The organism is Streptosporangium sp. NBC_01639, assembly GCF_045209755.1.
In the GTDB taxonomy this organism is placed as follows: Bacteria; Actinomycetota; Actinomycetes; order Streptosporangiales; family Streptosporangiaceae; genus Streptosporangium.
On the sequence record NZ_CP109272.1, the window covers coordinates 5,324,932 to 5,345,289 of the forward strand.

Genomic DNA, 20,358 nt, shown 5'->3' on the forward strand with positions numbered 1-20,358 from the left:
TGGCGACACCGTTGGGTTGGCCCTCCGTGGAGTGGAAGGGAGCGGACATGTGAAATTAGCCTGCTAAATGTAGACACATACTCTAATGTCCATCACCATGAAGATTCGCATGATCATGGTGTCGGTCGGTGCGTCCGTTCTGCTCGTAGCGGGCACAACCGATGCCTTCGCATATCCGGTCAAGGACGCCCCGGATTTGACCAACAACTCCCTCTATGCCGCAGGCAAACTCCCTGCCGCGAAGTGCGCGAAGAAACCCGCCAAGGGGAAGACCCTGGCCTCGGTCAAGAAACACGTAAACGCGGTCGTCGCCTGTATGAACGACACCTGGGGGCCCTACCTCAAAGAAGCCGGCCTATCGTACCTGCCGCCCCGGATGGAGATAACGACCCAGTACGACATGGATTGCCGAGGGAGGGTGTTGAAAGCGGACAAGTCAGCGGCCTTCTACTGCGGAAGAGGCGCCAACTTCATCGTGCAGATCCGTCCCGACTGGCTCAAGGCGTCCGACGACGTTCAGATTTTCGCGCAGCTGAGCTCGGCATACGGCGAGCACGTGCTGAACCTGGTCGATATCGCGGAGGGCTACAACGCTCTGCACGCCGACGACGGCGCTGAGATGTCCGAGCAGCTTCGCCGCTACAACACGCAGGCGCAGTGCATGAGCGGAGTGACCGCCAAGAGCCTGTGGTCTGCTCTCGGCTACCCCTCCAAGGAGGCCGGACGTCTGGTGTCCTTGGCGAAGGCCGGTGGGGACAAGGGCAAGGTCGGCATGTTCGGCCAGGGCTCCAGCCTGGCCTACTGGGTCAGCCGGGGCTACTCCACCGGCAACCCCAAGTCGTGCAACACCTGGACCGCCCCGGCTGGCAAGGTCGCGTAATCCGTCGGAGCGGAATCCGGTATCCGCCGCTCTCCTGTTCGCCGGTACGGCTCCCGCTCCGTGGGGCCGTACCCGACCTGGGCGGACCATCCGATGTACGGGGCCGGCCGCACCTCCGTGAGTTCAACGCGTGATGAGACAAGGCCTCCTCGGGTACGCGGTGAGGTGCCCGTACTCATGGTGGGACTGCTCCCGGTGCGGCTGGCTGGACCGGCTCCCAGGTCGCCGCTGTGGCCGGCCTGACCGGGCTCTCGTTTATCGTGGTCAGGGCGTCGCGTGCCTGTCCCGCGCGGCACCCGTACGCGGAGAGCACGCACCCTTCGGCACAGCGAAAGAGACCAACTTATGATCTTCATCGCCGTCAAGTTCACCGTACGTCCCGAGCGGAGTGAGGAGTGGCTCTCGCTCGTTGACGACTTCACCCGGGCCACTCGGCAGGAGCCGGGGAACGTCTTCTTCGAATGGTCCAGGAGCGTCGAGACGCCCCACCAGTTCGTCCTGCTTGAGGCGTTCGCCTCATCGGCGGCGGGTGAGGCCCACGTGAGCTCCGAGCACTTCACGACCGCCATGGCGTGGATGCCCGAAGTGATCGCGAAGACGCCGGAGATCATCAACGTCGAGGTGCCCGGCGAGGGCTGGTCGCAGATGGCGGAACTCACGCCGGCCTAGGACGGTGAGCGGTTCGTCGCGGTGGTGCAATGCCCACGCGCACAGTTCGTCGAGCGCGCCGGCCTGTGGGGGCAGGGCTAGTGCTGTGACCGGATTGGTTCGCCGGGTTGGTGGTCGGGGCGGTTGGATGTGCGGTGACGTCCGATCCGACCCGTGGAGGTGCGGTGGCCGAGCCTGTCCGTGTGCGCAGACTGACCGACCAGGAAGGGCAGAAGCTGCAGCAGATCGTGCGCCGGGGTAGCACCAGTTCGGTTCGCTACCGGCGGGCGATGATGCTGCTGGCCTCGGCCGGCGGGAACCGCGTCCCGGTCATCGCCCAGCTGGTGCAGGCGGACGAGGACACCGTCCGCGACGTGATCCACCGGTTCAACAAGATCGGCCTGGCCTGTCTGGACCCTCGCTGGGCGGGAGGCCGTCCCCGCCAGCTCACTCCTGACGACGAGGACTTCGTCGTCGCGACGGCCACCACCCGCCCGACCAAGCTCGGCCAGCCCTTCACCCGCTGGTCCATCCGCAAGCTCGTCATTTACCTGCACCGGGTCCATGGCCGCGTCATCCGGATCGGCCGCGAGGCGTTACGGTGCCTGCTGGCCCGCCGCGGCGTCACCTTCCAGCGCACGAAGACCTGGAAGGAGTCGCCCGACCCAGACCGTGACACCAAGCTCGACCGGATCGAGCACGTCCTGGACCGCTTCCCCGACCGCGTTTTCGCGTTCGACGAGTTCGGTCCGCTGGGAATCCGGCCGACCGGCGGCTCGGGGTGGGCAGCTGCCGGGCACCCTGAACGGCACCCCGCGACCTACCACCGCACCCACGGGGTCCGGTACTTCCACGGCTGCTACTCGGTCGGTGACGACACGCTCTGGGGCATCAACCGGCGAAAGAAGGGCGCCGGCAACACGCTGGCCGCCCTCAGGTCGATCCGGGCGGTCCGCCCAGACGGCGCCCCCATCTACGTGATCTTGGACAACCTGTCCGCGCACAAGGGCGAGAAGATCCGCGCCTGGGCCAAAAAGCACCAGGTCGAACTGTGCTTCACACCGACCTACGCGTCCTGGGCAAATCCGATCGAGGCGCACTTCGGGCCGCTGCGGCAGTTCACCATCGCCAACTCCAACCACCCCAACCACACGGTCCAGACCCGGGCTCTGCACGCCTACCTGCGCTGGCGCAACGCCAACGCCCGCCATCGAGATGTCCTGGCGGCCGAACGCCGCGAACGCGCCCGTGTCCGCAGCGAGAAGGGCGTCCGCTGGGGCGGACGAGCGCAGATGGCAGCCTGATCACTCGCTGACATCCAAGGTCGCGTGGTCCGCGACTCCCAGTTCAGACAGCACAGCCCAGAGCCGCTCCAGGACCGCGGTCGCGTCCGAGCCCTCCGCGATCTCAAGGTCAAGATGGCAACGACCCATGCCGCTGCCCGCGCCCGTGATCTCGCCGTCGAGCTCGAACGCCGCTTCCAATGCCTCCTCGACCTCATCACGGTCGATCGGCAGCCCCACGAAGACGATCTCCACAAACACCACGGTCCTCCGTCTCAACCCGGCGAACCATAGCGGTCACGGCACTAGACGGTCGAGGTACTGGGCCTGGCCACCGGTGCGATGCGGTGCTGCGACGAGTGCCCGCGCGCTGGCCACGGCCACGGCCCCGGCGTCGGTGCGGATCTCGGTGGCCTTCGCTGAATAGGCCGAATTAGAAGAATTCAGGGCAAATGTGATCCCAATGTCATAAAGATCCGCCAGGGTGGAGGGGTGCGAACGTGGCTCAGTGATCAAGTTAGGAAACGGCTGGGCACGTTTGGCCCGATTGTGCCCTCGATCGCGCAGTGCGCCGTGGGCGCCGCACTGGCCTGGATCGTCGCCGTTCATCTGCTCGGCCACGCCCACCCCCTCTTCGCGCCCATCTCTGTGATGACCTGCGTGGGTGTGGGGGCCGGGCGGCGGCTGCGCAGGGTGGCCGAGCTGGTGGTCGGCGTCAGCCTGGGTGTGGGCATCGGCGATCTGCTGGTGTCCTGGATCGGCTCGGGTCCCTGGCAGATGGCGCTGGTGATCGCGCTGGCCATGTCCGTCGCGGGGCTGCTGAACAGCGGGGAGCTGTTCGTGTCGCAGGTCGGGTCGTCCGCGGTGCTGGTCGCCATGCTGGTGCCGGGCGAGGACGTCGGCGGGCTGGACCGGATGGCTGACGCGCTCACCGGCGGCGTCATCGGCATCGCCGCGGTCGCGTTGCTGCCGGCCAGCCCGCTCACCATCGCGGGCAAGCATCTGTCCGGTGTGCTCGACGCCTTCTCCACCGTGCTGGAGCAGGCGGCGGAGGCGATCGAGAAGGGCGATATGGACCTGGCCGCCGAGGCACTGGAGGGCGGACGCAGGACCCAGACGGCGGTCGAGGAGTTCGAGGCGGCTCTGGAGAACAGCAAGGAGATCATCATGATCTCGCCGCTGCGCTGGCATCACCGGGCCAGACTGACCAGGTACGAGACCGCCGCCGTACCGGTGGACCTGGCGCTGCGCAACGCACGGGTGCTGGTCCGCCGTACGCTCGCGGCGCTGGGTGAGGCCAGCCCGCCCCCGGCCGCGCTGGCCGAGTTGCTGCGCGAGGTCTCGGAGGCGGCGCTGCTGCTCCAGCTCGAACTGGGGGCCGGGCGCGAACCGATGCTGGCCAGGCAGGCGCTGCTCGCCGTCGCCGCGCGGGAGCGGCCCAAGAACCTGGGCTTCTCCGCGAACGTCATCATCGCGCAGCTGCGCTCCATCGCCGTCGATCTGCTTGAGGCGACCGGGATGGACCACGACGCGGCCTCGGCCGCGCTGACCCCGCTGAACGAGCCGAGCGACGAGAGCACGCACGGCTGAGACCGAACAGCCGAAGGCTCGCCAGACCCGTGAGCCGGTCGATCGCGACGGTCACGCGCCGCCGTCACCTCGGGACTGGTCCGCGGACGTCCAGCCCTGCTGCTGGAGTCTTTCGAATCCGTCCAGGAGGAGATCCAGCGCGAACTCGAACTCGAACTGATCGTCGCAACCCTGGCCCACGATCGACTCGTCCTCGTGGGCCGCGGCCATGGCCATCTCCGTGACGTAGGGATACTTCGTCGCCATCTCGCGGAACATGGCCGCCTGCACGTCCGGATCGACGCTCTGGGAGGGGTCACCGCTCGGGGAGTCGTCGAACATCTCCTGGGTGAACCCCAGCACCCGGCTGCCCATGGCGTGCATCACATGATGGGTGAGATCGGCGGAGAGGCCACCGGTCCGGAACATGCCGATCAGCGAGTCCAGGTACGTCAGCATCACCGGCGTGGGGGTGGTTCGCGACTCGATCACCCGAGACGCCCAGGGGTGACCCAGGAGCGCCTGCCGCGCCGAGAGGATCCGCTGCCGTACCGCGCTCTTCCAGTCGGTGCCGAGGACCGGGGGGCCGATCTCGCCGACGACGACGTCGACCATGCCGTCCAGGAGCTCTTCCTTGTTGGCCACATGCTTGTAGAGGGCCATCGGCACGACGCCCAACTCCTGGGCGAGATTGCGCATGCTGAGCGACTCGATACCGGTGCCGTCGGCAAGTGCGACGGCGGCGCGCAGCACCCGATCCCTGCTCAGGGGGACTCGACGCAGAGTGTCCGCCTGGTCCGTCACCATCGACCGCCTCCCTTCGACCAGTTGTTGAACGATATCGCCCTTGACAGGTGTACGAGGTACACCTACCGTTCTTCCTAGAAGGTGTACGCCGTACACCTAGGTCGGGGGAATCACGCAGAGGAGACCCGATGAAGGCGATCGTCCAGGACCGGTACGGCCCGCCCGACGTACTGGAGCTCAGGGAGGTGGACACGCCGGTGGCCGCCGACAACGAGGTGTTGGTGCGGGTCCACGCGGCCGCACTCAACGCGTACGACTGGCACGTGATGCGGGGCGACCCGCGCATGTCGCGCCTGACGTTCGGGCTCGGCCGGCCCAAGGCGAGGATCCGGGGCAGGGACTTCGCCGGCCGGGTGGAAGCGGTCGGCGCGCAGGTGAAACGGTTCCGTCCCGGTGACGAGGTCTACGGCGATCTCGGCCACGCCAACGGAGCATTCGCCGAGTATGTGTGTGTCCCCGACGACATGGTGGCGTCGAAGCCGGTCAACCTGACGATGGAGCAGGCGGCCGCGATGCCGCTGGCGGGCATCACCGCCCTCATGGGCCTGCGTGACCAGGCGCGGACGCAGCCGGGACAGCGGATCCTGGTCAACGGCGCCTCCGGCGGCGTGGGAACGTTCACCGTGCAGCTCGCCAAATCGTTCGGCGCGGAGGTGACCGGCGTGTGCAGCACGAGAAACGTGGACCTGGTCCGCTCGCTCGGCGCGGACCACGTCATCGACTACACCCGCGACGACTTCACCCGTGACGGCCGGCGCTACGACGTCGTGTTCGACCTGGTGGGCAATCGTTCGCTGGCCGACCACCGGCGGGCCCTGACCCCCACGGGGACGCTCATCCTGTCCGGTGGCGGCGTGTTCGAGGGCGGCAGCCTCATCGGGCCGGCCGGTCTCATCATGAGGGGGCAACTGGTGTCCCGCTTCGTCCGCTACCGACTGCTCACCCTCGACGCGAAGCCGGGCAGGGAGAACCTGGCGGAGCTCAGCGACCTCGCCGAAGCCGGAAAGATCACCCCGGTCATCGACCGGACCTACCCGTTGCGGGAGGTGCCCGACGCGATCCGATACCTCGAAGGAGAGCACGCGCGCGCGAAGGTCGTCATCACGGTAGCCGCTCGCGGATGAACATCCGGGTCCATTGACAGGCGACCGCGATGGGCCTGAGCAGGGTGCGGCCGAGCGGGGTCAGCGCGTACTCGACCCGCGGCGGATGCTCGTCGAAGGCGGTGCGGGTGACCAGGCCGTCGCGCTCCATCGCGCGCAGCGACTCGGTGAGCACCTTGGGCGTGATGCCCGGCAGGACGGCCTCCAGCTCGGAGAACCTCCGCGGGGCGTCCGTCAGGCAGACCACGATCTTCGCCGTCCACTTGCCGCCGATCCTGATCGGCGGCCGGACCGGCGCACAGTGCGCGAACATCTCGGAATCCAGCGGCTGCGTCACGTTCCTATCGTTGCAGTAAGGGATACCGGGCGAGTTACCGTCCCGGCATGAACGTCGATGTGATCATTGTCGGAGCCGGTCCCACCGGCCTCATGCTCGCCACCGAGCTTGGCCTGGCCGGGGTGTCCGCGGTCGTGGTGGAGCGGCTGCCCTCGCGCAGCGGCCAGTCCAAGGCGCTCGGCCTGCAGCCGCGCACGGCCGAGGTGCTGGAGCTGCGCGGCCTGCTCGATCCGCTCATGGACCAGGCGGTCCAGCTGGTGGCTGGCGGCCACTTCGCCGGGCTGCGACTGGACTTCGGCGCCTGGGACACCCGGCATCCGTACATGGTCGGCATCCCGCAGACACGGGTTGAGGCGCTACTCGAAGCCAGGGCCGCGGAGCTGGGGGTCAAGGTGCTGCGCGGGCTCGAACTGACCGCACTCACCCAGGACGGCGACGGCGTCAGCACCACCGCCGGCCCGCTACGGCTGCACGGCCGCTACCTCGTGGGCGGCGACGGAGCGCGGAGCGCGGTGCGCGAGCTGTCGGGGATCGGGTTCCCCGGCCTGGACGGGCGGTTGCGTATGGCAGTGGCGGATCTGACCCTCACCGGGTCCGCCACCACGTCGTGGAGCCTGCCCGACATGACCCCCTCCGCCACCGGCAAGGGTTACCTGGCGCCGCTCGGTGACGGCGTGCACCGCTTCCTCTTCTACGGCCCCGAGCAGCAGGGCCTGCCCAGGGACGCGCCGATCACCCCCGAGGAGGTGGGCAGGGCACTGGCCGCCTCGTTCGGACCGGAGGTGAGCCTCACCGGGATCCGGTGGGCCTCACGTTTCACCGACGCCTCGCGGCAGGTCACGCACTACCGGCACGGGCGGGTGCTGCTCGCCGGAGACGCCGCGCACATCCACTCGCCGATGGGCGGTCAGGGGCTCAATCTCGGCCTCCAGGATGCCTTCAACCTGGGCTGGAAGCTGGCCGCCGAGGTCAACGGCTGGGCCGCGGACGGGCTGCTGGACACCTACCATGTCGAGCGGCACCCCGTGGCTGCGCGGGTGCTGGCCAACACCCGCGCCCAGGCGGTGCTGCTCGTGCCCGACGAGGAGAATCTGGCGCTGCGCGGCATCGTCGAGGAACTGCTGCGGGTGCCGGAGGCCAACAAGGTCGTCGCGGGCATGATCTCGGGGCTGGACATCCGCCACCCCCTGCCGGGAGAGCCGCATCCGCTGGTCGGCGGGCTTATGCCCGGCCTTGATCTGCGAGCCGGCCGTGCGGTGCTGCTCGCCGCCACAGATCGCCTGCGTACGGCCGTCGCCCCATGGTCGGACCGGGTCGGCTACGTCGGGACCGCGCGCGAACTCGGCGTCGAGGCTGTGCTGGTGCGCCCCGACGGCTACGTCTGCTGGGCGGGTTCGGACGCCGGGTCCCTGACCGCCGCCCTGTCCCAGTGGGCCGGCCGCCAGAAAGCCTGAGCGACTCTCCCGTCGGTGTTCCCGGTCCGGTCATGGTCGTCCCCGCGCAGCCGGGGATCAACCGTTCCCTGTCTGCGCGGCCTCGGGCTGCTCGGTGTTCAGCGAGTCGATCAGCGCGTCGGCCTCGGCGTTGCGTACCGGAGCGACGAGGCCGACGAGCACGAACACCACCAGCGCGGACAGGACCGGGGCGGCCACCTCCACGGTCTGGCCCTGACCGGGAAAGACGTACTTCAGGAGCGCGAAGACCACCAGCCCGGTCGCCCAGGATCCGATCGCGGCCGCGGGACCGCAGCGGCGGAACACCGGCAGCATGCCGAGCAGCATCGGGATGGCGATCGGGCCGACCAGCGCGCCGAACCAGAGGATCAGCAGGCCCAGCACGCCGCCGAAGCTGTCCACGCTGAGCGCGATGCCCATCGACAGCGCGATGAACAGGGAGGTGGAGACCCGGCCGGCCAGCAGTTCGGACTTGGACGACAGCTGGTGGGCCCGCTTCCACACCGCGGGGATGATGTCCCTGATCACCACCGAGGAGATCGCGTTGGCGTCGGAGGACGTCATCGCCATCGTGTGTGCGAACATCCCGGCGAGCACGAGGCCGATGAGCCCGCTGGGCAGCAGTTGCTGGGTCAGCAGCGCGTAGGACTGGTCGGGCTCGGCCAGGTTGGGGAGCAGGACCGGCGCGGCCCACATCGGGAAGAACAGCACGAGCGGCCAGAAGAGGTAGAGGCTCGCGGAGAACAGCGCGGCGCGCCTGGCCGAGTCCCCGGTCGGCGCCGCGATGAAACGCTGGGCGAGGTTCCAGGTCCCGCCGTTGTAGGAGAGCGTGTTGATCAGCAGGTAGACCATGATGAAGCCCACGGTGTACTTGTCGTTGAACGGCTGGCCGTGTCCTTCGGGAAGCCGGTCCCACAGCGTCCAGATCCCGGAAACGCCACCGAGTTTGGCGAGCACCGCGACGAACAGCGTGATCCCCGCGACGAACTGGATGATGAACTGGCCGAGGTCGGTGAGCGCGTCAGCCCACAGCCCGCCGATCGTCGAGTAGATCAGCGTGACCCCTCCGGTGAGCAGCACGCCCCAGGCGATCGGCACGCCCGCGAACACCTGGAGCAGCAGCGCGGTCGCCGCCCACTTGGCGCCCACGTCGAAGACCTTGAGCGCGGTGCCGCTCCACGCGAGCACCTGCTGCGCCGGCACGTTGTAGCGGGTCGCGAGATACTCCAGCGGCGAGATGATCCCGAGCCGCTGCCGCAGCCGTGGCCAGCGCGGCGCGAACAGGAACGACCCGACCAGCATCGCAAACGTGATGCCGATCGCCCACCAGACGTACAGGGTGAAACCGGCGGTGTAGGCGATGGCCGCGTAGCCGACGAAGACCGCTGAGCTGTAACCCGACATGTGGTGGGAGATACCGGACAGCCACCAGGGCATCTTGCCTCCGGCGGTGAAGAAGTCCTTGGCGTCGTGGATGCGGGACTTCGCCCAGACGCCGATCGCGAGCATCACCACGAAGTAGCCGCAGATCACTAGCCAGTCGAGAAAACCCATGAGATCTCCCAAGTCGGGGGTGGGGAGCGGTGCAGGTCAGGCGCTGTGCACGGGTACGCCGTTCACAAGGTGTGCAGGACGGAGGGGTCGGGGTCGGGGAGCGGTGCGGGTCAGGCGCTGTGCACGGGCACGCCGTTCACAAAGGTGTGCAGGACGGACAGGTCGGGGGTGGTGACGATCAGGTCGGCGGGCGCGCCGGGTTCGATGCGGCCGCGACCGGTTCCGAGCAGCCGGGCCGGGTTCGTCGCGGCCAGGCCCACCGCGGTGCCGAGTTCGACCTCGGTACGGGTGACCGTCCAGGCGAGGCACTCGATCAGCGAGCTTCCGGAACCGGCGAGCAGTTCACCGCCGGGCAGCGTCACCCGGCCGTCCTCGCGCACCGTGATTCGGCCGCCGACCGGGGTCGTGTAGTCGCCCGGAGCGCAGCCGGCCAGTGCGACGGAGTCGCTGACCAGCAGCGCGCGGCCGGTCCCCTTGGCCCGGAGCATCGCGGTGAACGTGTCAGCGGGCAGGTGGTGCCCGTCCGCGATGAACGTCGCGGCGAGCCGGTCCTCGGCGAGCTGCGTCCAGATGTAGTTGGGATGCCTGCGGATCACCGCGTGCGCGCCGTTGCCCAGGTGAGTGGAGAGCCGCGCCCCCGCCCGCACGGCCGCCTCGATGTCGGCGGGCGCCGCCGCGGTGTGCCCGATGGACGCGACGACGTTCCGGCGGGAGAGTTCGGCGATGTAGTCGACGGCGCCTGCCCGCTCAGGGGCCAACGTGACGATCTTCACCAGCCCGCCGCTCGCCTCCTGCCAGCGCCCGAACTCGGCGATGTCGGGATCGCGCAGGTGATCGGCATCGTGCGCGCCCCGCGGCCCGTCCTCGGGCGCCAGGTAGGGGCCCTCCACGTGCAGAGCGGGAACGGCATGCCTGACCAGCGGATCGGCCTCGCGCGCCGCCGCGATCACCCGCAGATTTCTGGTGATCTTTTCTTCCGGCGCCGTGATGACCGTGGGGCACAGCGTCGTGGTGCCGCGCTTCCACAGCTCGCGTACCAGCTCGACCACGTCGCCGGTCGAGAGGTCGTCCGCGTTGAAGTCGCCCCCGCCGTACCCGTTGACCTGGATGTCCACCAGGCCCGGGAGGATGAGCGCGTCGGGTGCGTCCCGGACCTCGGTGACCGCGGCGATCCGCGGTCCGTCCAGCTCGACGCGGACCGGACGCCCGTCCGCGAGCCGCCCTTCGACCGTCATCCTGCCTCCCCGGCGAGTGCCCTGGCGGCGGCCATGACCAGCCGGCCGGCGTCGGGTGTGAACGCGGCACGCAGCCCGTAGGCCCGGTGGGCCTCGCGGATCTCGTAGCCGCCCGCGTCGTAGTGCGTCTCCGGATAGGGCAGGTAGCCGGGCACCCCGCCCGTGTAACCGGCGACGAGCAGCCCGGGATCGCCGAGTGCGGCACGCAGTTCCACGGCGAACTCGACGAAGGGCTCGCAGGGCAGGAAGACCAGCGGCACGCCGCCCCACCGATGCACGGCGACCTGGACCTCGACCGCGGCCGGCCCGGGGTCGGCCAGTTGGGCGAGCGCCCACGCCGTCCACATCCCGTCGGGTTCGTCCGCGATCGCGCGCAGCTCATCGGGGGTGAGAGGGTCGCCGAGCGGCAGTTCGACACACGTGGCGGCCACCGACACCGGTCCCGCGACCGGTTCGGTGCCGGCGCCGAGCGCGGCCTCGCCCACCAGGGTCCCGATCCGTGCCGCGGCCTCGAAGGTCCTGTCCGGCCGTGGCCCGGTGCCGCGCAGGCTGTCGAGCGCGGTGTGCCCGGTGTTGAGCTGGCCGCAGCAGCCCTGGAGGAACACGGCCACGCCGCCGATCCTGGACTCCAGGTGCCGCCGCGCGTAGCCGGGCCAGTCCGCGGTGAGCCGAAGGTTGTCAGGGCCGAGCGTCACCGGGTGGCAGGCGTGGGAGAACACGGTGGCGATGGGCTCGCCGTCCTCGCGCTCCAGCCGTACGACGGGGACCGCGGGGTCGGTGAGGGTCCCGCCGCGCCGGTTGTGCGCGACGCCGTGGAGCGTGCCGCAGCCACGGCGGAGTACGGCAGGCGCCAGCGCGTCGAGCGCGGCGGCGCCGGCGCCGACGATCCGCGCGCAGGCCTCCTCGACGTATCCCGGGTCGGCGACGCCGCCGATGCCGCCCCTGGTCACCGCGGGCCCCGCGTGCGTGTGCGTCACCGCCACGGCCACCCGGTCCGCCGGGATCCCGGTGCGCTCGTGCAGGTCGCCGGCGATCCGCCGGGTGGTGTCCGGGTCGAGCGCGATGAGGTCGGCGGAGATCACGACGGACGTGGTCGCGCCGTCGGAGACCGCCACGGCGGTGGCCAGCAGCGGGTCGTGCACCGCGGTGGACGCGGAGCCCCGGGCGGCGTAACCGGCGAGCGAGCCGCCGATCCGCGGCGTGATGTCGGCGACCGCGGCTCCGGCGAGCAGCCGCTCTCCCTCCCTGATCACAGCCATCGGATCCGCCCGCGGAAGCGGTCGAGGAAGAGCCCGTTGCGCTCGTCGCCGCCCGGCGCGTTTCCGCTGCGCCAGATGTCGGGAACCGTGCCGCGCTCGGCCAGCTCGGCGATCGCCGCGGCCATGACGCAGTTGAGCGTGTAGGCGTTGGCGAACGTCGAGATCGCGCCGACCCGCTCGGGGACCCCCTCGATCTCGATTACGGCGTCGCCGATCGGCACCTTCGTGTCGATGTGCAGGTCGACGAGGTCGTGCAGGTTCTGCTTGGTGGGGTGCCTGGCCGGGTGGCCGGGCGCGGTCCGCTCGGCGTGCTCCCTGGAGGAGACGCCGATGACGGTGACGCCGTGCTCGCGGGCGGTCAGCGCGGCGTCGATGAGTGCGGCGTTGATGCCGTAGGCGTTGACCAGGATGAGCAGGTCGCCCGCGCCGATCCGGTTGTCCTCGATGACGATGCGGCCGTAACCGGGGGTGCGTTCGATCGCCATCGAGCGCAGCGCGCCGCCGGACAGCAGCGTGCCCTCGTCGAGGATCGCGCTGACGTTGACCAGGCCCCCGGCGCGGAAGAACACCTCCTGCGCGGCGAGGTTCGAGTGCCCTCCCGGGCCGTAGACGTAGATCAGCCGGTCCGCCCCGTGCCGGGTGATGTGGTCGGCGATGAGTTTCGCCGCCGCTCCGACGGCGTCGGCCTCCTCGGTTTCGATCCTGCCGATCAGGCCCATGACCTGCTCGGCGTACGTCCGCATGAGTGACATGTGCCGTCCGTTTTGCACCTGCAGGCTCCTCATGACCGATGAAAGCGATTGCAGGCATTTAAAACCATGACCGAATCTCGGTCAAGAGGCGGACCGTGGCCCAGTGGAGTCGCGCGCGATGAAGACGCCGGGCAGTCTGACGTGCTCCGGCGCGCCGCCCGGCGTCTCGATCTGCCTGGTCAGGACCTGGACCGCGGTGGCGCCGAGGTCGTCCATCGGCGCGGTCACCGTGGTCAGGCTCGGCGTCACGGTCCTCGCCAGAAGCACGTCGTCGCAGCCGACGACGCTGCGCTCCCCGGGCACCGAGACGCCGCGCCCGGCCAGCTCGGCGAGCACCCCGCACGCGGTGAGGTCGTCGAAGGCGAAGGCGGCGGTGGCGCCGGTCCCGAGCAGCGCGGCACCGGCCTGCCTGCCGCCCTTGAACGTCGCGCGAAACGGGCCGAGCTCGGTGAGCTCGACCCCGCGGCCCCGCGCCCACCTGCGGATCGCCTGTGAGCGCCGGGCCGCGGCCCACGACGCACTCGGCCCGGCGAGCAGCGCGAACGAGCGGTGACCGTGCTTGTGGAGATGGTCGCCCGCGTCGAAGAGCGCGCTGGTGTTGTCGCAGACCACCGAGGAGAGGTCGCGCAGCGGGCGGTTGAGCAGCACACAGGGGAGTCCCCTCGCGGCCTCGCGCAGCGCCGCCGACGACGAGCGCGGCGAGGCCACGATCACCCCGTCCACCCTGCTGCGGAGCTGGGCGACGTGCCGCACCTCCGCCGCCGCGCTCTCCTCCGCGTCGACCAGCATGACCGAGCTCCCCATCCGCTCCGCCGTACGCTGGATCGCCCGCACGAGCAGCGGGAAGAACGGGTTGGTGATGTCGGGGACGATCAGCCCGATCATCTCGGCCCGGCCCGTGACCAGGCCGCGCGCGGCCGAGCTCGGCTGGTAGCCGAGCTCGCGGGCGGCGGCCATGATCTGGTCCCTGACCGGCGCGCTGACCAGCTCCGGGCGGTTGAAGGCCCGCGACACGGTCGCGGCGGAGACGCCGCACCGCTGGGCGATGGAGTAGATCGTCGGCTTACTCACACCGCGCTCCTCAGCATTGACTCGACCCGGCTTGACCGGAGTACTCTAGCGAAGCAAGAATCCATGCAATCGCTTTCATTATCCCGCTACGGAAAGGACGGCATGGGTTCCGAGCAGCCCGAGCGGATCGCCCGCAGGCAACTCGAAGACGTCATCCTCCCGTTCTGGCTTGAGAACGGTATCGACACCGAGCACGGCGGGTTCTTCACCTGCTTCGACAACCGCGGCCGACGCCGGCTGTCCACGAACAAGTTCACCTGGTCGCAGGGGCGTTTCGTCTGGCTGCTCGCCCGCGCCGCCCGGCTCGCCGACCGCGGCCTGCTCTCGCCGGACGGGCCGCGCTTCGACGCCGGCACACTCATCCGGCACGCGGAACGCGGCGCGTCCTTCCTCCTCGACCACGCCGTGCGGCCTGACGGCCGGTGCGCCTACGTCCTGGATGAGCGGGGCGAAACCGCGCTCGACGAGAAGGGCAGGCCGCTGCCCACCGAGCGCAGCATCTTCGCGGACGCCTTCGTCGCCATGGGGCTCGCCGAGCTCACTAGATACACCGGCTCGCCCGACCACCTCCCCACGATCGATGTGATCGTCCAGCGGATCGCGGACGACGTGGAGGCGGGCGACCCCCCGACCCCGCCGTACCCGCTGCCGCCCGGCTGCTCGGGGTTCGGCGCCCGCATGATCGTCCTCAACGCCAGGCTCGACCAGGCACGCGCACACCAGGCGGTGCTCGCCCAGGCGGGCGCGCACCAGACCGCGTCCGACCGGACAGGCGTGCACCAGGCCGCGTCCGCCCGGAGAACAACGGCCCCGCGGTCCGGAAACGCCCTCCCTTATGCGGACGAGCTGCGCGCCGCGCGCCGCGCCATGGTCGCGCACCGGGAGGACAGCGGCCTGTTCACCGAGACGTTCGTGGCCGATCCCGACAAGCGGGACACGATCCTGGCCAGGCACCGCACCCCCGGCCACGCGTTGGAGGGGATCTGGATGGCGCTGGAGGCGGGCCACCTGCTCGGCGAGACCGGCGACCACGGCGACCTGGTCGCCAGCGTCTCCGCACTGTGCGAGGCCGGGTGGGACGACGAGCACGGCGGGCTGTTCCGCTACGTCGGCGTCTCCGGCCGGCCGTACGGCGGGCCGTACGAAGACCTGGTCAGGCGGACCTGGTCGACCAAGCTGTGGTGGGTCCACACGGAAGCCGCCTACGCCACCCGGCTGGCGGCCGAGCGCTACGGCGACCGAGAGGCGGCCGGCTGGTTCGACCGGATCTGGGACTACACGCTCGGCACGTTCCCCGGCCGAACAGACGGCGAGGAGTGGATCCAGATCAGGGACCGGGCCGGGGCTCCACTCGACGAGGTCGTCGCCCTGCCGGTCAAGGACCCGTACCACATCGCCAGGAACCTCATGCAAATCGTCGAACTCGGCGCTCAGGGAGACCAGTCGTGACAGCCACGAACACGGACCCCGTGACCAAGCGGGTGGCCGGACGCCTCGACGTCCGGATATTCAGCGACAGGGCGGAGTCAGGCGCCGCGGCGGCGCATGCCGCAGCCGCCGCGTTGCGCACGGCGCTCGCCGATCGCAACGAGGCCAGGGTGGTCTTCGCGGCCGCGCCCTCGCAGCGGGAGACGCTGGCCGGTCTGCGCGCGGCCGAGGGGATCGACTGGTCCAGGGTCGTCGTCTTCCACATGGACGAGTACATCGGCCTGCCCGCGGACGCGCCCCAGCGGTTCGGCCGCTTCCTCCACCACGAGCTCTGGAACGCCGTACGGCCGGGCGCGGTCCACGTGATCGAACCGGGCGACGACCCGGAGGCGGAGAGCGCGCGCTACGCCGAGCTCCTCGGCCGCGGCCCGATCGACCTGGTCTGCCTGGGCATCGGCGACAACGGCCACCTGGCGTTCAACGATCCGCCGGTGGCCGACTTCGCCGACCCCCTCGCGGTCAAGGTCGTCGAGCTCGACGACGCCTGCCGGCGGCAGCAGGTCAGCGACGGGTGTTTCGCCACACTCGCGGAGGTGCCCGAGCGGGCGATCACGCTGACCGTGCCCGCGCTGATGGCCGGACGCACGCTGGTCGCCACCGTGCCCGGCGCGAACAAGAAGGCCGCGCTCGCCGCAGCGCTCGACGGACCGGTCGCCGAGAGCTGCCCCGCCTCCATCCTGCGCACCCACCCGGACTGCACGCTCTTCGCCGATCTGGAGGCCTACCAGTGATAATCACCGACGCCAAGGTCATCGTCACCAGCCCGGGCAGGAACTTCGTCACCCTGAAGATCACCACCTCGGACGGGGTCACCGGCATCGGCGACGCGACGCTCAACGGCCGGGAGCTCGCGGTCGCGTCCTACCTGCGCGACCACGTCTGCCCGCTGCTCATCGGCCGCGACCCCGCACGCATCGAGGACACCTGGCAGTACCTCTACCGCGGCGCGTACTGGCGGCGCGGCCCGGTCACGATGACCGCGATCGCGGCCGTCGACACCGCGCTGTGGGACATCAAGGGCAAGGTCGCCGGGCTGCCCGTCTACCAGCTGCTCGGCGGGCGCTCGCGTGAGGGCGTCACGGTGTACGGCCACGCCAACGGCGAGACGATCCCCGAGGTGCTCGACGAGGTCGCGAAGTACGTCGATCTCGGCTACCGCGCGGTCCGCGTGCAGTGCGGCGTCCCCGGTCTCGACGCGACCTACGGGGTCAGCAAGGACAAGATGTTCTACGAGCCCGCCGACGCGAAGCTGCCGAGCGAGGCCGTCTGGTCGACCGAGCGCTACCTGCGCGTCGTGCCCGAGCTGTTCGCCGCGGTCCGCGACCGCTTCGGCTACGACCTGCACGTCCTGCACGACATCCACCACCGGCTCACCCCGATCGAGGCCGGCAGGCTCGGTTCCCGGCTGGAGGAGTATGCGCCGTACTGGCTGGAGGACCCGGTGCCCGCCGAGCTCCAGGAGGGGTTCCGGCTGATCAGGCAGCACACCACGGCACCGATCGCGGTCGGCGAGGTGTTCAACTCGATCTGGGACTGCGAGCAGCTGATCCGCGAGCAGCTCATTGACTTCATCCGGGCCACGGTCGTCCACGCGGGCGGGATCACCCACCTGCGGCGGATCTTCGACCTCGCCGCGCTCTACCACGTGCGCACCGGCTCGCACGGCGCCACCGATCTCTCCCCCGTCTGCATGTCGGCCGCGCTCCACCTGGACATCGCCGTCCCCAACTTCGGCCTCCAGGAGTACATGCGGCACACCGAGGCCACCGACGAGGTGTTCCCACACGGGTACCACTTCGCCGACGGCTACCTCCACCCGAGCGAGGAGCCCGGCCTCGGCGTCGACATCGACGAGAAGCTGGCCGCCCGCTACCCCTACGAACCGGCCTACCTGCCGGTCAACCGGCTGACGGACGGGAGCATGCACAATTGGTGAGGCTCAGCCGCGCCACCCTGTCCAGGGTCGCGCCCGCCGCGCGCCCGCTCGCGGAGCCGCGCGTCACCGGCGTCGTGCACCTGGGCATCGGCGCCTTCCACCGTGCCCACCAGGCCGTCTACACCGAGCGCGCCATGGCCGCGACCGGCGACGACCGCTGGGGCATCTGCGGAGCCAGCCAGCGCAGCACCGATGTGGTCGACCGGCTCCGCCCCCAGGACTGCCTGTACGGCGTGCGCGCCGGCGACGAGGTCCGCGTGGTCGGATCCGTGCGCGAGGTGCTCGCCCCCGGTGACGACCTCGCCGCACGGCTGGCCGCACCGGAGACCGCGGTCGTCACGCTGACCATCACGGAGAAGGGGTACCGCCGCGACCCGCTGCCCGGCGGGCCGCCCACCGCGGCGGGGCGGCTCGTCGCCGGGCCGTCCACCGCATCCGGGCAGCTCGTCGCCGGGCCGTCCACCATGATCGGGCGGCTCGTCGCCGGGCTGCGCGCCCGTGCCGCCGCGGACGCGGGCCCGCTCACCGTCGTCTCCTGCGACAACCTCCCCGACAATGGCGCGACCCTCGCCGGACTCGTGGCAGAGCTGTGCGAGCCGCGGCTGCTCCAGTGGGTGGAGGAGAACGTCAGGTTCCCCGCCACCATGGTGGACCGGATCGTCCCCGCGACCACCCAGGCCGACCTGGACGACATGGCCGTCAGGCTCGGCGTGACCGACCTGGGCGCGGTCGCCACCGAGCCGTTCACGCAGTGGGTGATCGAGGATTCCTTCGCCGGGGACCGGCCGGCCTGGGACAGGGCAGGCGCCCTCCTGGTGGACGACGTCCGGCCGTACGAGCGCATGAAGCTGCGCCTGCTCAACGGCGGCCATTCGGCCATCGCCTACCTGTCGGGCGCGGCGCACGTGTCCGAGGCCGTGGGCGATCCCGCGTTCACCGGGTTCCTCCGCCGGCTGATGGACGACGACCTCTCGCCCACCTTGGACGGACTGGACGGGTTCGACCTCGCGGGGTACAAGGAGTCGCTGCTGACCAGGTTCGCCAATCCCGGCCTGCGGCACCGCGTCGCGCAGATCGCGGCGGACGGCTCGCAGAAGCTGCCGCAGCGCCTGCTCGACCCGGCGCGCGACCGGCTGGCCGGCGGGCACGAGCCCCGATGGATCGCGCTGGTCGTGGCCGGGTGGATGCGGCACGTCACCACGGCACGCGAGCTGGACGACCCGCTGGCCGACCGGCTGCGCGGCGACGAGACCGCCTCCGCCGCGGTGACCGTGAAACGCCTGCTGGCGATCGAGGAGATCTTCGGCGCCGACCTCCGGGAGCACCGGGTCTTCCGCGAGCTGGTCACGGACTGCCTGGAGCGGCTCGACGCCGACGGCGCCCCCGCCGCCCTCCGCGCGTTCGCGGCCGGTCCGTCGTGATCGGATTCCGGTGTGCCGGATCTGTCGCATGTCCTGGGCGCCAGAATCCGGTGTTGCGATAGCGCCACCAATACAGGACAGTGCGATCGTCTGGCCACGCTGTAAGTTCCAGCGGTAAATGGCCGGGATTCTGCGGAGCTATGCGGCCAGGCGCGGAGTGCACGGACGAGGGTGGCTTCGAACGAGTCTTCTGGCCCCAAGGGAACACTTAGTGGTCGGCTCCGGAAGTCCTTCGGGGGTTGATCATGCTGCGAGTGCGGTGGAGGATTCTTCCGGTCGGTCGGTGAGTGTGTGCCGGTCGAGTCTGGCCAGCAGATCGTCCAGGTCGGTGGTGGTGCACTTCCACTGGAACGGCAACTGGCAGGCCAGCGCCTTGACTTCGGCGATCTGTAGCGTGGTGAATGTCGGTGGCCGCCCCGACCGCTTGCGGTCGGCCAGGGCGGGCACCCGGCCGGCCGCGAATCGGCCGCGCCAGCGGCGCACGGTGTCCACGTGCAGGCGGGTTTCGGCGGCGACCCGGGCGTTGCCGCGGCCTCGCGCGGCCAGGAGCACGATCGTCGCCCGCTGGCGTGCTTGGTACGGGGTCTTGTGGCCGTAGGCCATCTTCTTGAGCCGGTGGCGCTCGGCAGCGGCCAGCTCCACGGGCACGGCGGAGCACACGGGCATGGAAGGAGGGCGGCCCATCTTTCGGGGGCGGTGAGCCTGAGCAACAGGGCCGGCTTCCCGCACGCGACACCGCCCTAAAAACCTCTGTGGCTAGCCTTCGACGCTGGTCAGCAGCGTGTGGACGCGACGCCACGCGTCGGATGCCGTGGTCGGATCGGCATGGAGGAAGCCGTGCCCAACACCGGGGTAGACGACCATCTCGTGACGTATGCCAGCTTCGCGCAGTGCGTCTGTGATCTCGCGTTGCTGTTCGGGCGGGACGACGTGGTCTACCTCGCCGACGAGGAAGAGGACACGCCCGGTGATCTTTGGGGTCAGTGACAGTGTCGGTTCGGGCCGGCTGATCGGGATGTCGGTGGTCGGCAACCAGCCGCCGTAGAAGACGACTACCGCGGCGAGGTGGAACTCGGTGGCCGCGAGGTAGGCGATGTGACCGCCCAGGCTCAGCCCGACCATGCTGACGCGTTTGCTACCGACCGTGTGAAGGTGGTCGATGGCGGCGCGCACGTCGCTGAGAACCGTGGCGCGCGTCATCAGCCCCAGCAGTTCGAAGCCTCGCTCCCGCCCCGCGGGGTCGCGGGGCAGTTCGCTGCCGGGGGCGGTCCGGTGGTGGAAATCCGGAGCGAGGGCCACGAACCCGAGCCCCGCGAGTTGGTCGCAGACGTCGCGGACACCGGCATCGACGCCGAAGAGCTCCATGCCCACCAGGACGCCCGGGAACGGGCCGGGAGCCGTTGGCCGGGCGATGTAGGCCGCCATCGGCGGCCTGCCGCCCACCGGGATGTCGACGTGTTCGGTGCGGATAGCGTACGGCCCGGTCATGCCGACGTTTGTGTTCATGACGTTCATGGCGCCAACGTAGCCACATCCTAAACTGGTATCCACAGGATGTTTT

20 protein-coding genes are annotated in these 20,358 nt (G+C 70.1%); 10 read left to right on the forward strand and 10 right to left on the reverse strand.

Features of this window, described 5'->3' with window-relative positions; translation table 11 throughout:
• Positions 1-85: 85 nt before the first annotated feature.
• From OHA77_RS24365 to OHA77_RS24375, 3 genes are all read left to right on the forward strand, one after another.
• Positions 86-880: a neutral zinc metallopeptidase gene (locus tag OHA77_RS24365; protein WP_406311806.1), complete on the forward strand. Its 795-nt coding sequence runs from the start codon at positions 86-88 to the stop codon at positions 878-880.
• Positions 881-1,225: 345 nt separating this feature from the next.
• Positions 1,226-1,549 carry a putative quinol monooxygenase gene (locus tag OHA77_RS24370; protein ID WP_326825907.1) on the forward strand — a complete coding sequence of 108 codons (324 nt, stop codon included), beginning with the start codon at positions 1,226-1,228 and terminating at the stop codon, positions 1,547-1,549.
• A gap of 164 nt (positions 1,550-1,713) precedes the next feature.
• Positions 1,714-2,832 (forward strand): IS630 family transposase, encoded by a 1,119-nt coding sequence (locus tag OHA77_RS24375; protein ID WP_406311807.1) that lies wholly within the window; start codon positions 1,714-1,716, stop codon positions 2,830-2,832.
• Here OHA77_RS24375 and OHA77_RS24380 read toward each other — a convergent pair whose 3' ends face one another.
• Positions 2,833-3,066: a hypothetical protein gene (locus tag OHA77_RS24380; protein ID WP_406311808.1), complete on the reverse strand. Its 234-nt coding sequence runs from the start codon at positions 3,064-3,066 to the stop codon at positions 2,833-2,835.
• A gap of 294 nt (positions 3,067-3,360) precedes the next feature.
• Here OHA77_RS24380 and OHA77_RS24385 point away from each other — a divergent pair, with 294 nt between their 5' ends.
• Positions 3,361-4,401, forward strand: a complete 1,041-nt coding sequence (locus OHA77_RS24385) for an FUSC family protein (protein ID WP_406311810.1) — start codon at positions 3,361-3,363, stop codon at positions 4,399-4,401.
• 51 nt (positions 4,402-4,452) lie between these two features.
• Here OHA77_RS24385 and OHA77_RS24390 read toward each other — a convergent pair whose 3' ends face one another.
• Complete coding sequence (locus tag OHA77_RS24390) at positions 4,453-5,187, reverse strand: TetR/AcrR family transcriptional regulator (RefSeq protein ID WP_406311811.1); 735 nt, start codon at positions 5,185-5,187, stop codon at positions 4,453-4,455.
• Positions 5,188-5,315: 128 nt separating this feature from the next.
• Here OHA77_RS24390 and OHA77_RS24395 point away from each other — a divergent pair, with 128 nt between their 5' ends.
• The gene (locus OHA77_RS24395; RefSeq protein ID WP_406311813.1) at positions 5,316-6,311 is read left to right on the forward strand and encodes an NAD(P)-dependent alcohol dehydrogenase; all 996 of its coding nucleotides are present in this window, start codon (positions 5,316-5,318) and stop codon (positions 6,309-6,311) included.
• Here OHA77_RS24395 and OHA77_RS24400 read toward each other — a convergent pair.
• Positions 6,289-6,627: a winged helix-turn-helix transcriptional regulator gene (locus OHA77_RS24400; protein WP_406311814.1), complete on the reverse strand. Its 339-nt coding sequence runs from the start codon at positions 6,625-6,627 to the stop codon at positions 6,289-6,291. The two genes, OHA77_RS24395 and OHA77_RS24400, sit on opposite strands and share 23 nt — an antisense overlap.
• Before the next feature lie 47 nt (positions 6,628-6,674).
• Between OHA77_RS24400 and OHA77_RS24405 the strand changes: the two genes are divergently transcribed.
• Positions 6,675-8,081, forward strand: coding sequence for an FAD-dependent monooxygenase (locus tag OHA77_RS24405; protein WP_406311815.1), 1,407 nt, complete (start codon positions 6,675-6,677; stop codon positions 8,079-8,081).
• 57 nt (positions 8,082-8,138) lie between these two features.
• Here the strand turns inward: OHA77_RS24405 and OHA77_RS24410 are convergent, their stop codons facing one another.
• From OHA77_RS24410 to OHA77_RS24430, 5 genes are all read right to left on the reverse strand, one after another.
• Positions 8,139-9,635: a sodium:solute symporter family protein gene (locus OHA77_RS24410; protein ID WP_406311816.1), complete on the reverse strand. Its 1,497-nt coding sequence runs from the start codon at positions 9,633-9,635 to the stop codon at positions 8,139-8,141.
• Positions 9,636-9,745: 110 nt separating this feature from the next.
• The gene (locus OHA77_RS24415; RefSeq protein WP_406311817.1) at positions 9,746-10,870 is read right to left on the reverse strand and encodes an N-acetylglucosamine-6-phosphate deacetylase; all 1,125 of its coding nucleotides are present in this window, start codon (positions 10,868-10,870) and stop codon (positions 9,746-9,748) included.
• Positions 10,867-12,129: a neutral/alkaline non-lysosomal ceramidase N-terminal domain-containing protein gene (locus tag OHA77_RS24420; protein WP_406311818.1), complete on the reverse strand. Its 1,263-nt coding sequence runs from the start codon at positions 12,127-12,129 to the stop codon at positions 10,867-10,869. Before OHA77_RS24420 ends, OHA77_RS24415 begins: the two co-directional genes overlap by 4 nt.
• Entirely contained in the window at positions 12,120-12,881 is a 762-nt protein-coding gene (locus OHA77_RS24425) for a sugar isomerase domain-containing protein (protein ID WP_326825898.1), read from the reverse strand. The genes OHA77_RS24420 and OHA77_RS24425 overlap by 10 nt, the downstream gene beginning before the upstream one ends.
• An 81-nt stretch (positions 12,882-12,962) precedes the next feature.
• Entirely contained in the window at positions 12,963-13,952 is a 990-nt protein-coding gene (locus OHA77_RS24430) for a LacI family DNA-binding transcriptional regulator (RefSeq protein WP_326825897.1), read from the reverse strand.
• Positions 13,953-14,054: 102 nt separating this feature from the next.
• Between OHA77_RS24430 and OHA77_RS24435 the strand changes: the two genes are divergently transcribed.
• The 4 genes from OHA77_RS24435 to OHA77_RS24450 are packed head-to-tail and all read left to right on the forward strand — an operon-like array spanning position 14,055 to position 18,797.
• Entirely contained in the window at positions 14,055-15,401 is a 1,347-nt protein-coding gene (locus OHA77_RS24435; RefSeq protein ID WP_406311819.1) for an AGE family epimerase/isomerase, read from the forward strand.
• Entirely contained in the window at positions 15,398-16,171 is a 774-nt protein-coding gene (locus OHA77_RS24440; protein ID WP_406311820.1) for a 6-phosphogluconolactonase, read from the forward strand. The genes OHA77_RS24435 and OHA77_RS24440 overlap by 4 nt, the downstream gene beginning before the upstream one ends.
• The gene (gene manD, locus OHA77_RS24445) at positions 16,168-17,376 is read left to right on the forward strand and encodes a D-mannonate dehydratase ManD (RefSeq protein ID WP_406311821.1); all 1,209 of its coding nucleotides are present in this window, start codon (positions 16,168-16,170) and stop codon (positions 17,374-17,376) included. Before OHA77_RS24440 ends, manD begins: the two co-directional genes overlap by 4 nt.
• Positions 17,373-18,797, forward strand: coding sequence for a mannitol dehydrogenase family protein (locus OHA77_RS24450; RefSeq protein WP_406319865.1), 1,425 nt, complete (start codon positions 17,373-17,375; stop codon positions 18,795-18,797). Before manD ends, OHA77_RS24450 begins: the two co-directional genes overlap by 4 nt.
• Before the next feature lie 243 nt (positions 18,798-19,040).
• Here OHA77_RS24450 and OHA77_RS24455 read toward each other — a convergent pair whose 3' ends face one another.
• Together OHA77_RS24455 and OHA77_RS24460 are read right to left on the reverse strand one after the other, a co-directional pair.
• On the reverse strand, positions 19,041-19,463 hold the full coding sequence (locus OHA77_RS24455; protein WP_406311822.1) for a helix-turn-helix domain-containing protein: 423 nt from the start codon (positions 19,461-19,463) through the stop codon (positions 19,041-19,043).
• Positions 19,464-19,553: 90 nt separating this feature from the next.
• A complete protein-coding gene (locus tag OHA77_RS24460; protein ID WP_406311823.1) occupies positions 19,554-20,303 on the reverse strand; it encodes a dienelactone hydrolase family protein in 750 nt (249 codons plus the stop codon).
• Positions 20,304-20,358: the final 55 nt, after the last annotated feature.

Excerpts from the sequence above, each read along its gene's own strand:
- OHA77_RS24365 (WP_406311806.1), top strand. The coding sequence starts at position 86 with ATGTCCATCACCATGAAGATTCGCATGATCATGGTGTCGGTCGGTGCG.
- OHA77_RS24370 (WP_326825907.1), top strand. The coding sequence starts at position 1,226 with ATGATCTTCATCGCCGTCAAGTTCACCGTACGTCCCGAGCGGAGTGAG.
- OHA77_RS24390 (WP_406311811.1), bottom strand. The coding sequence starts at position 5,187 with ATGGTGACGGACCAGGCGGACACTCTGCGTCGAGTCCCCCTGAGCAGG.
- OHA77_RS24395 (WP_406311813.1), top strand. The coding sequence starts at position 5,316 with ATGAAGGCGATCGTCCAGGACCGGTACGGCCCGCCCGACGTACTGGAG.
- OHA77_RS24405 (WP_406311815.1), top strand. The coding sequence starts at position 6,675 with ATGAACGTCGATGTGATCATTGTCGGAGCCGGTCCCACCGGCCTCATG.
- OHA77_RS24410 (WP_406311816.1), bottom strand. The coding sequence starts at position 9,635 with ATGGGTTTTCTCGACTGGCTAGTGATCTGCGGCTACTTCGTGGTGATG.
- OHA77_RS24415 (WP_406311817.1), bottom strand. The coding sequence starts at position 10,870 with ATGACGGTCGAAGGGCGGCTCGCGGACGGGCGTCCGGTCCGCGTCGAG.
- OHA77_RS24420 (WP_406311818.1), bottom strand. The coding sequence starts at position 12,129 with ATGGCTGTGATCAGGGAGGGAGAGCGGCTGCTCGCCGGAGCCGCGGTC.
- OHA77_RS24425 (WP_326825898.1), bottom strand. The coding sequence starts at position 12,881 with ATGTCACTCATGCGGACGTACGCCGAGCAGGTCATGGGCCTGATCGGC.
- OHA77_RS24435 (WP_406311819.1), top strand. The coding sequence starts at position 14,055 with ATGGGTTCCGAGCAGCCCGAGCGGATCGCCCGCAGGCAACTCGAAGAC.
- OHA77_RS24455 (WP_406311822.1), bottom strand. The coding sequence starts at position 19,463 with ATGCCCGTGTGCTCCGCCGTGCCCGTGGAGCTGGCCGCTGCCGAGCGC.
- OHA77_RS24460 (WP_406311823.1), bottom strand. The coding sequence starts at position 20,303 with ATGAACACAAACGTCGGCATGACCGGGCCGTACGCTATCCGCACCGAA.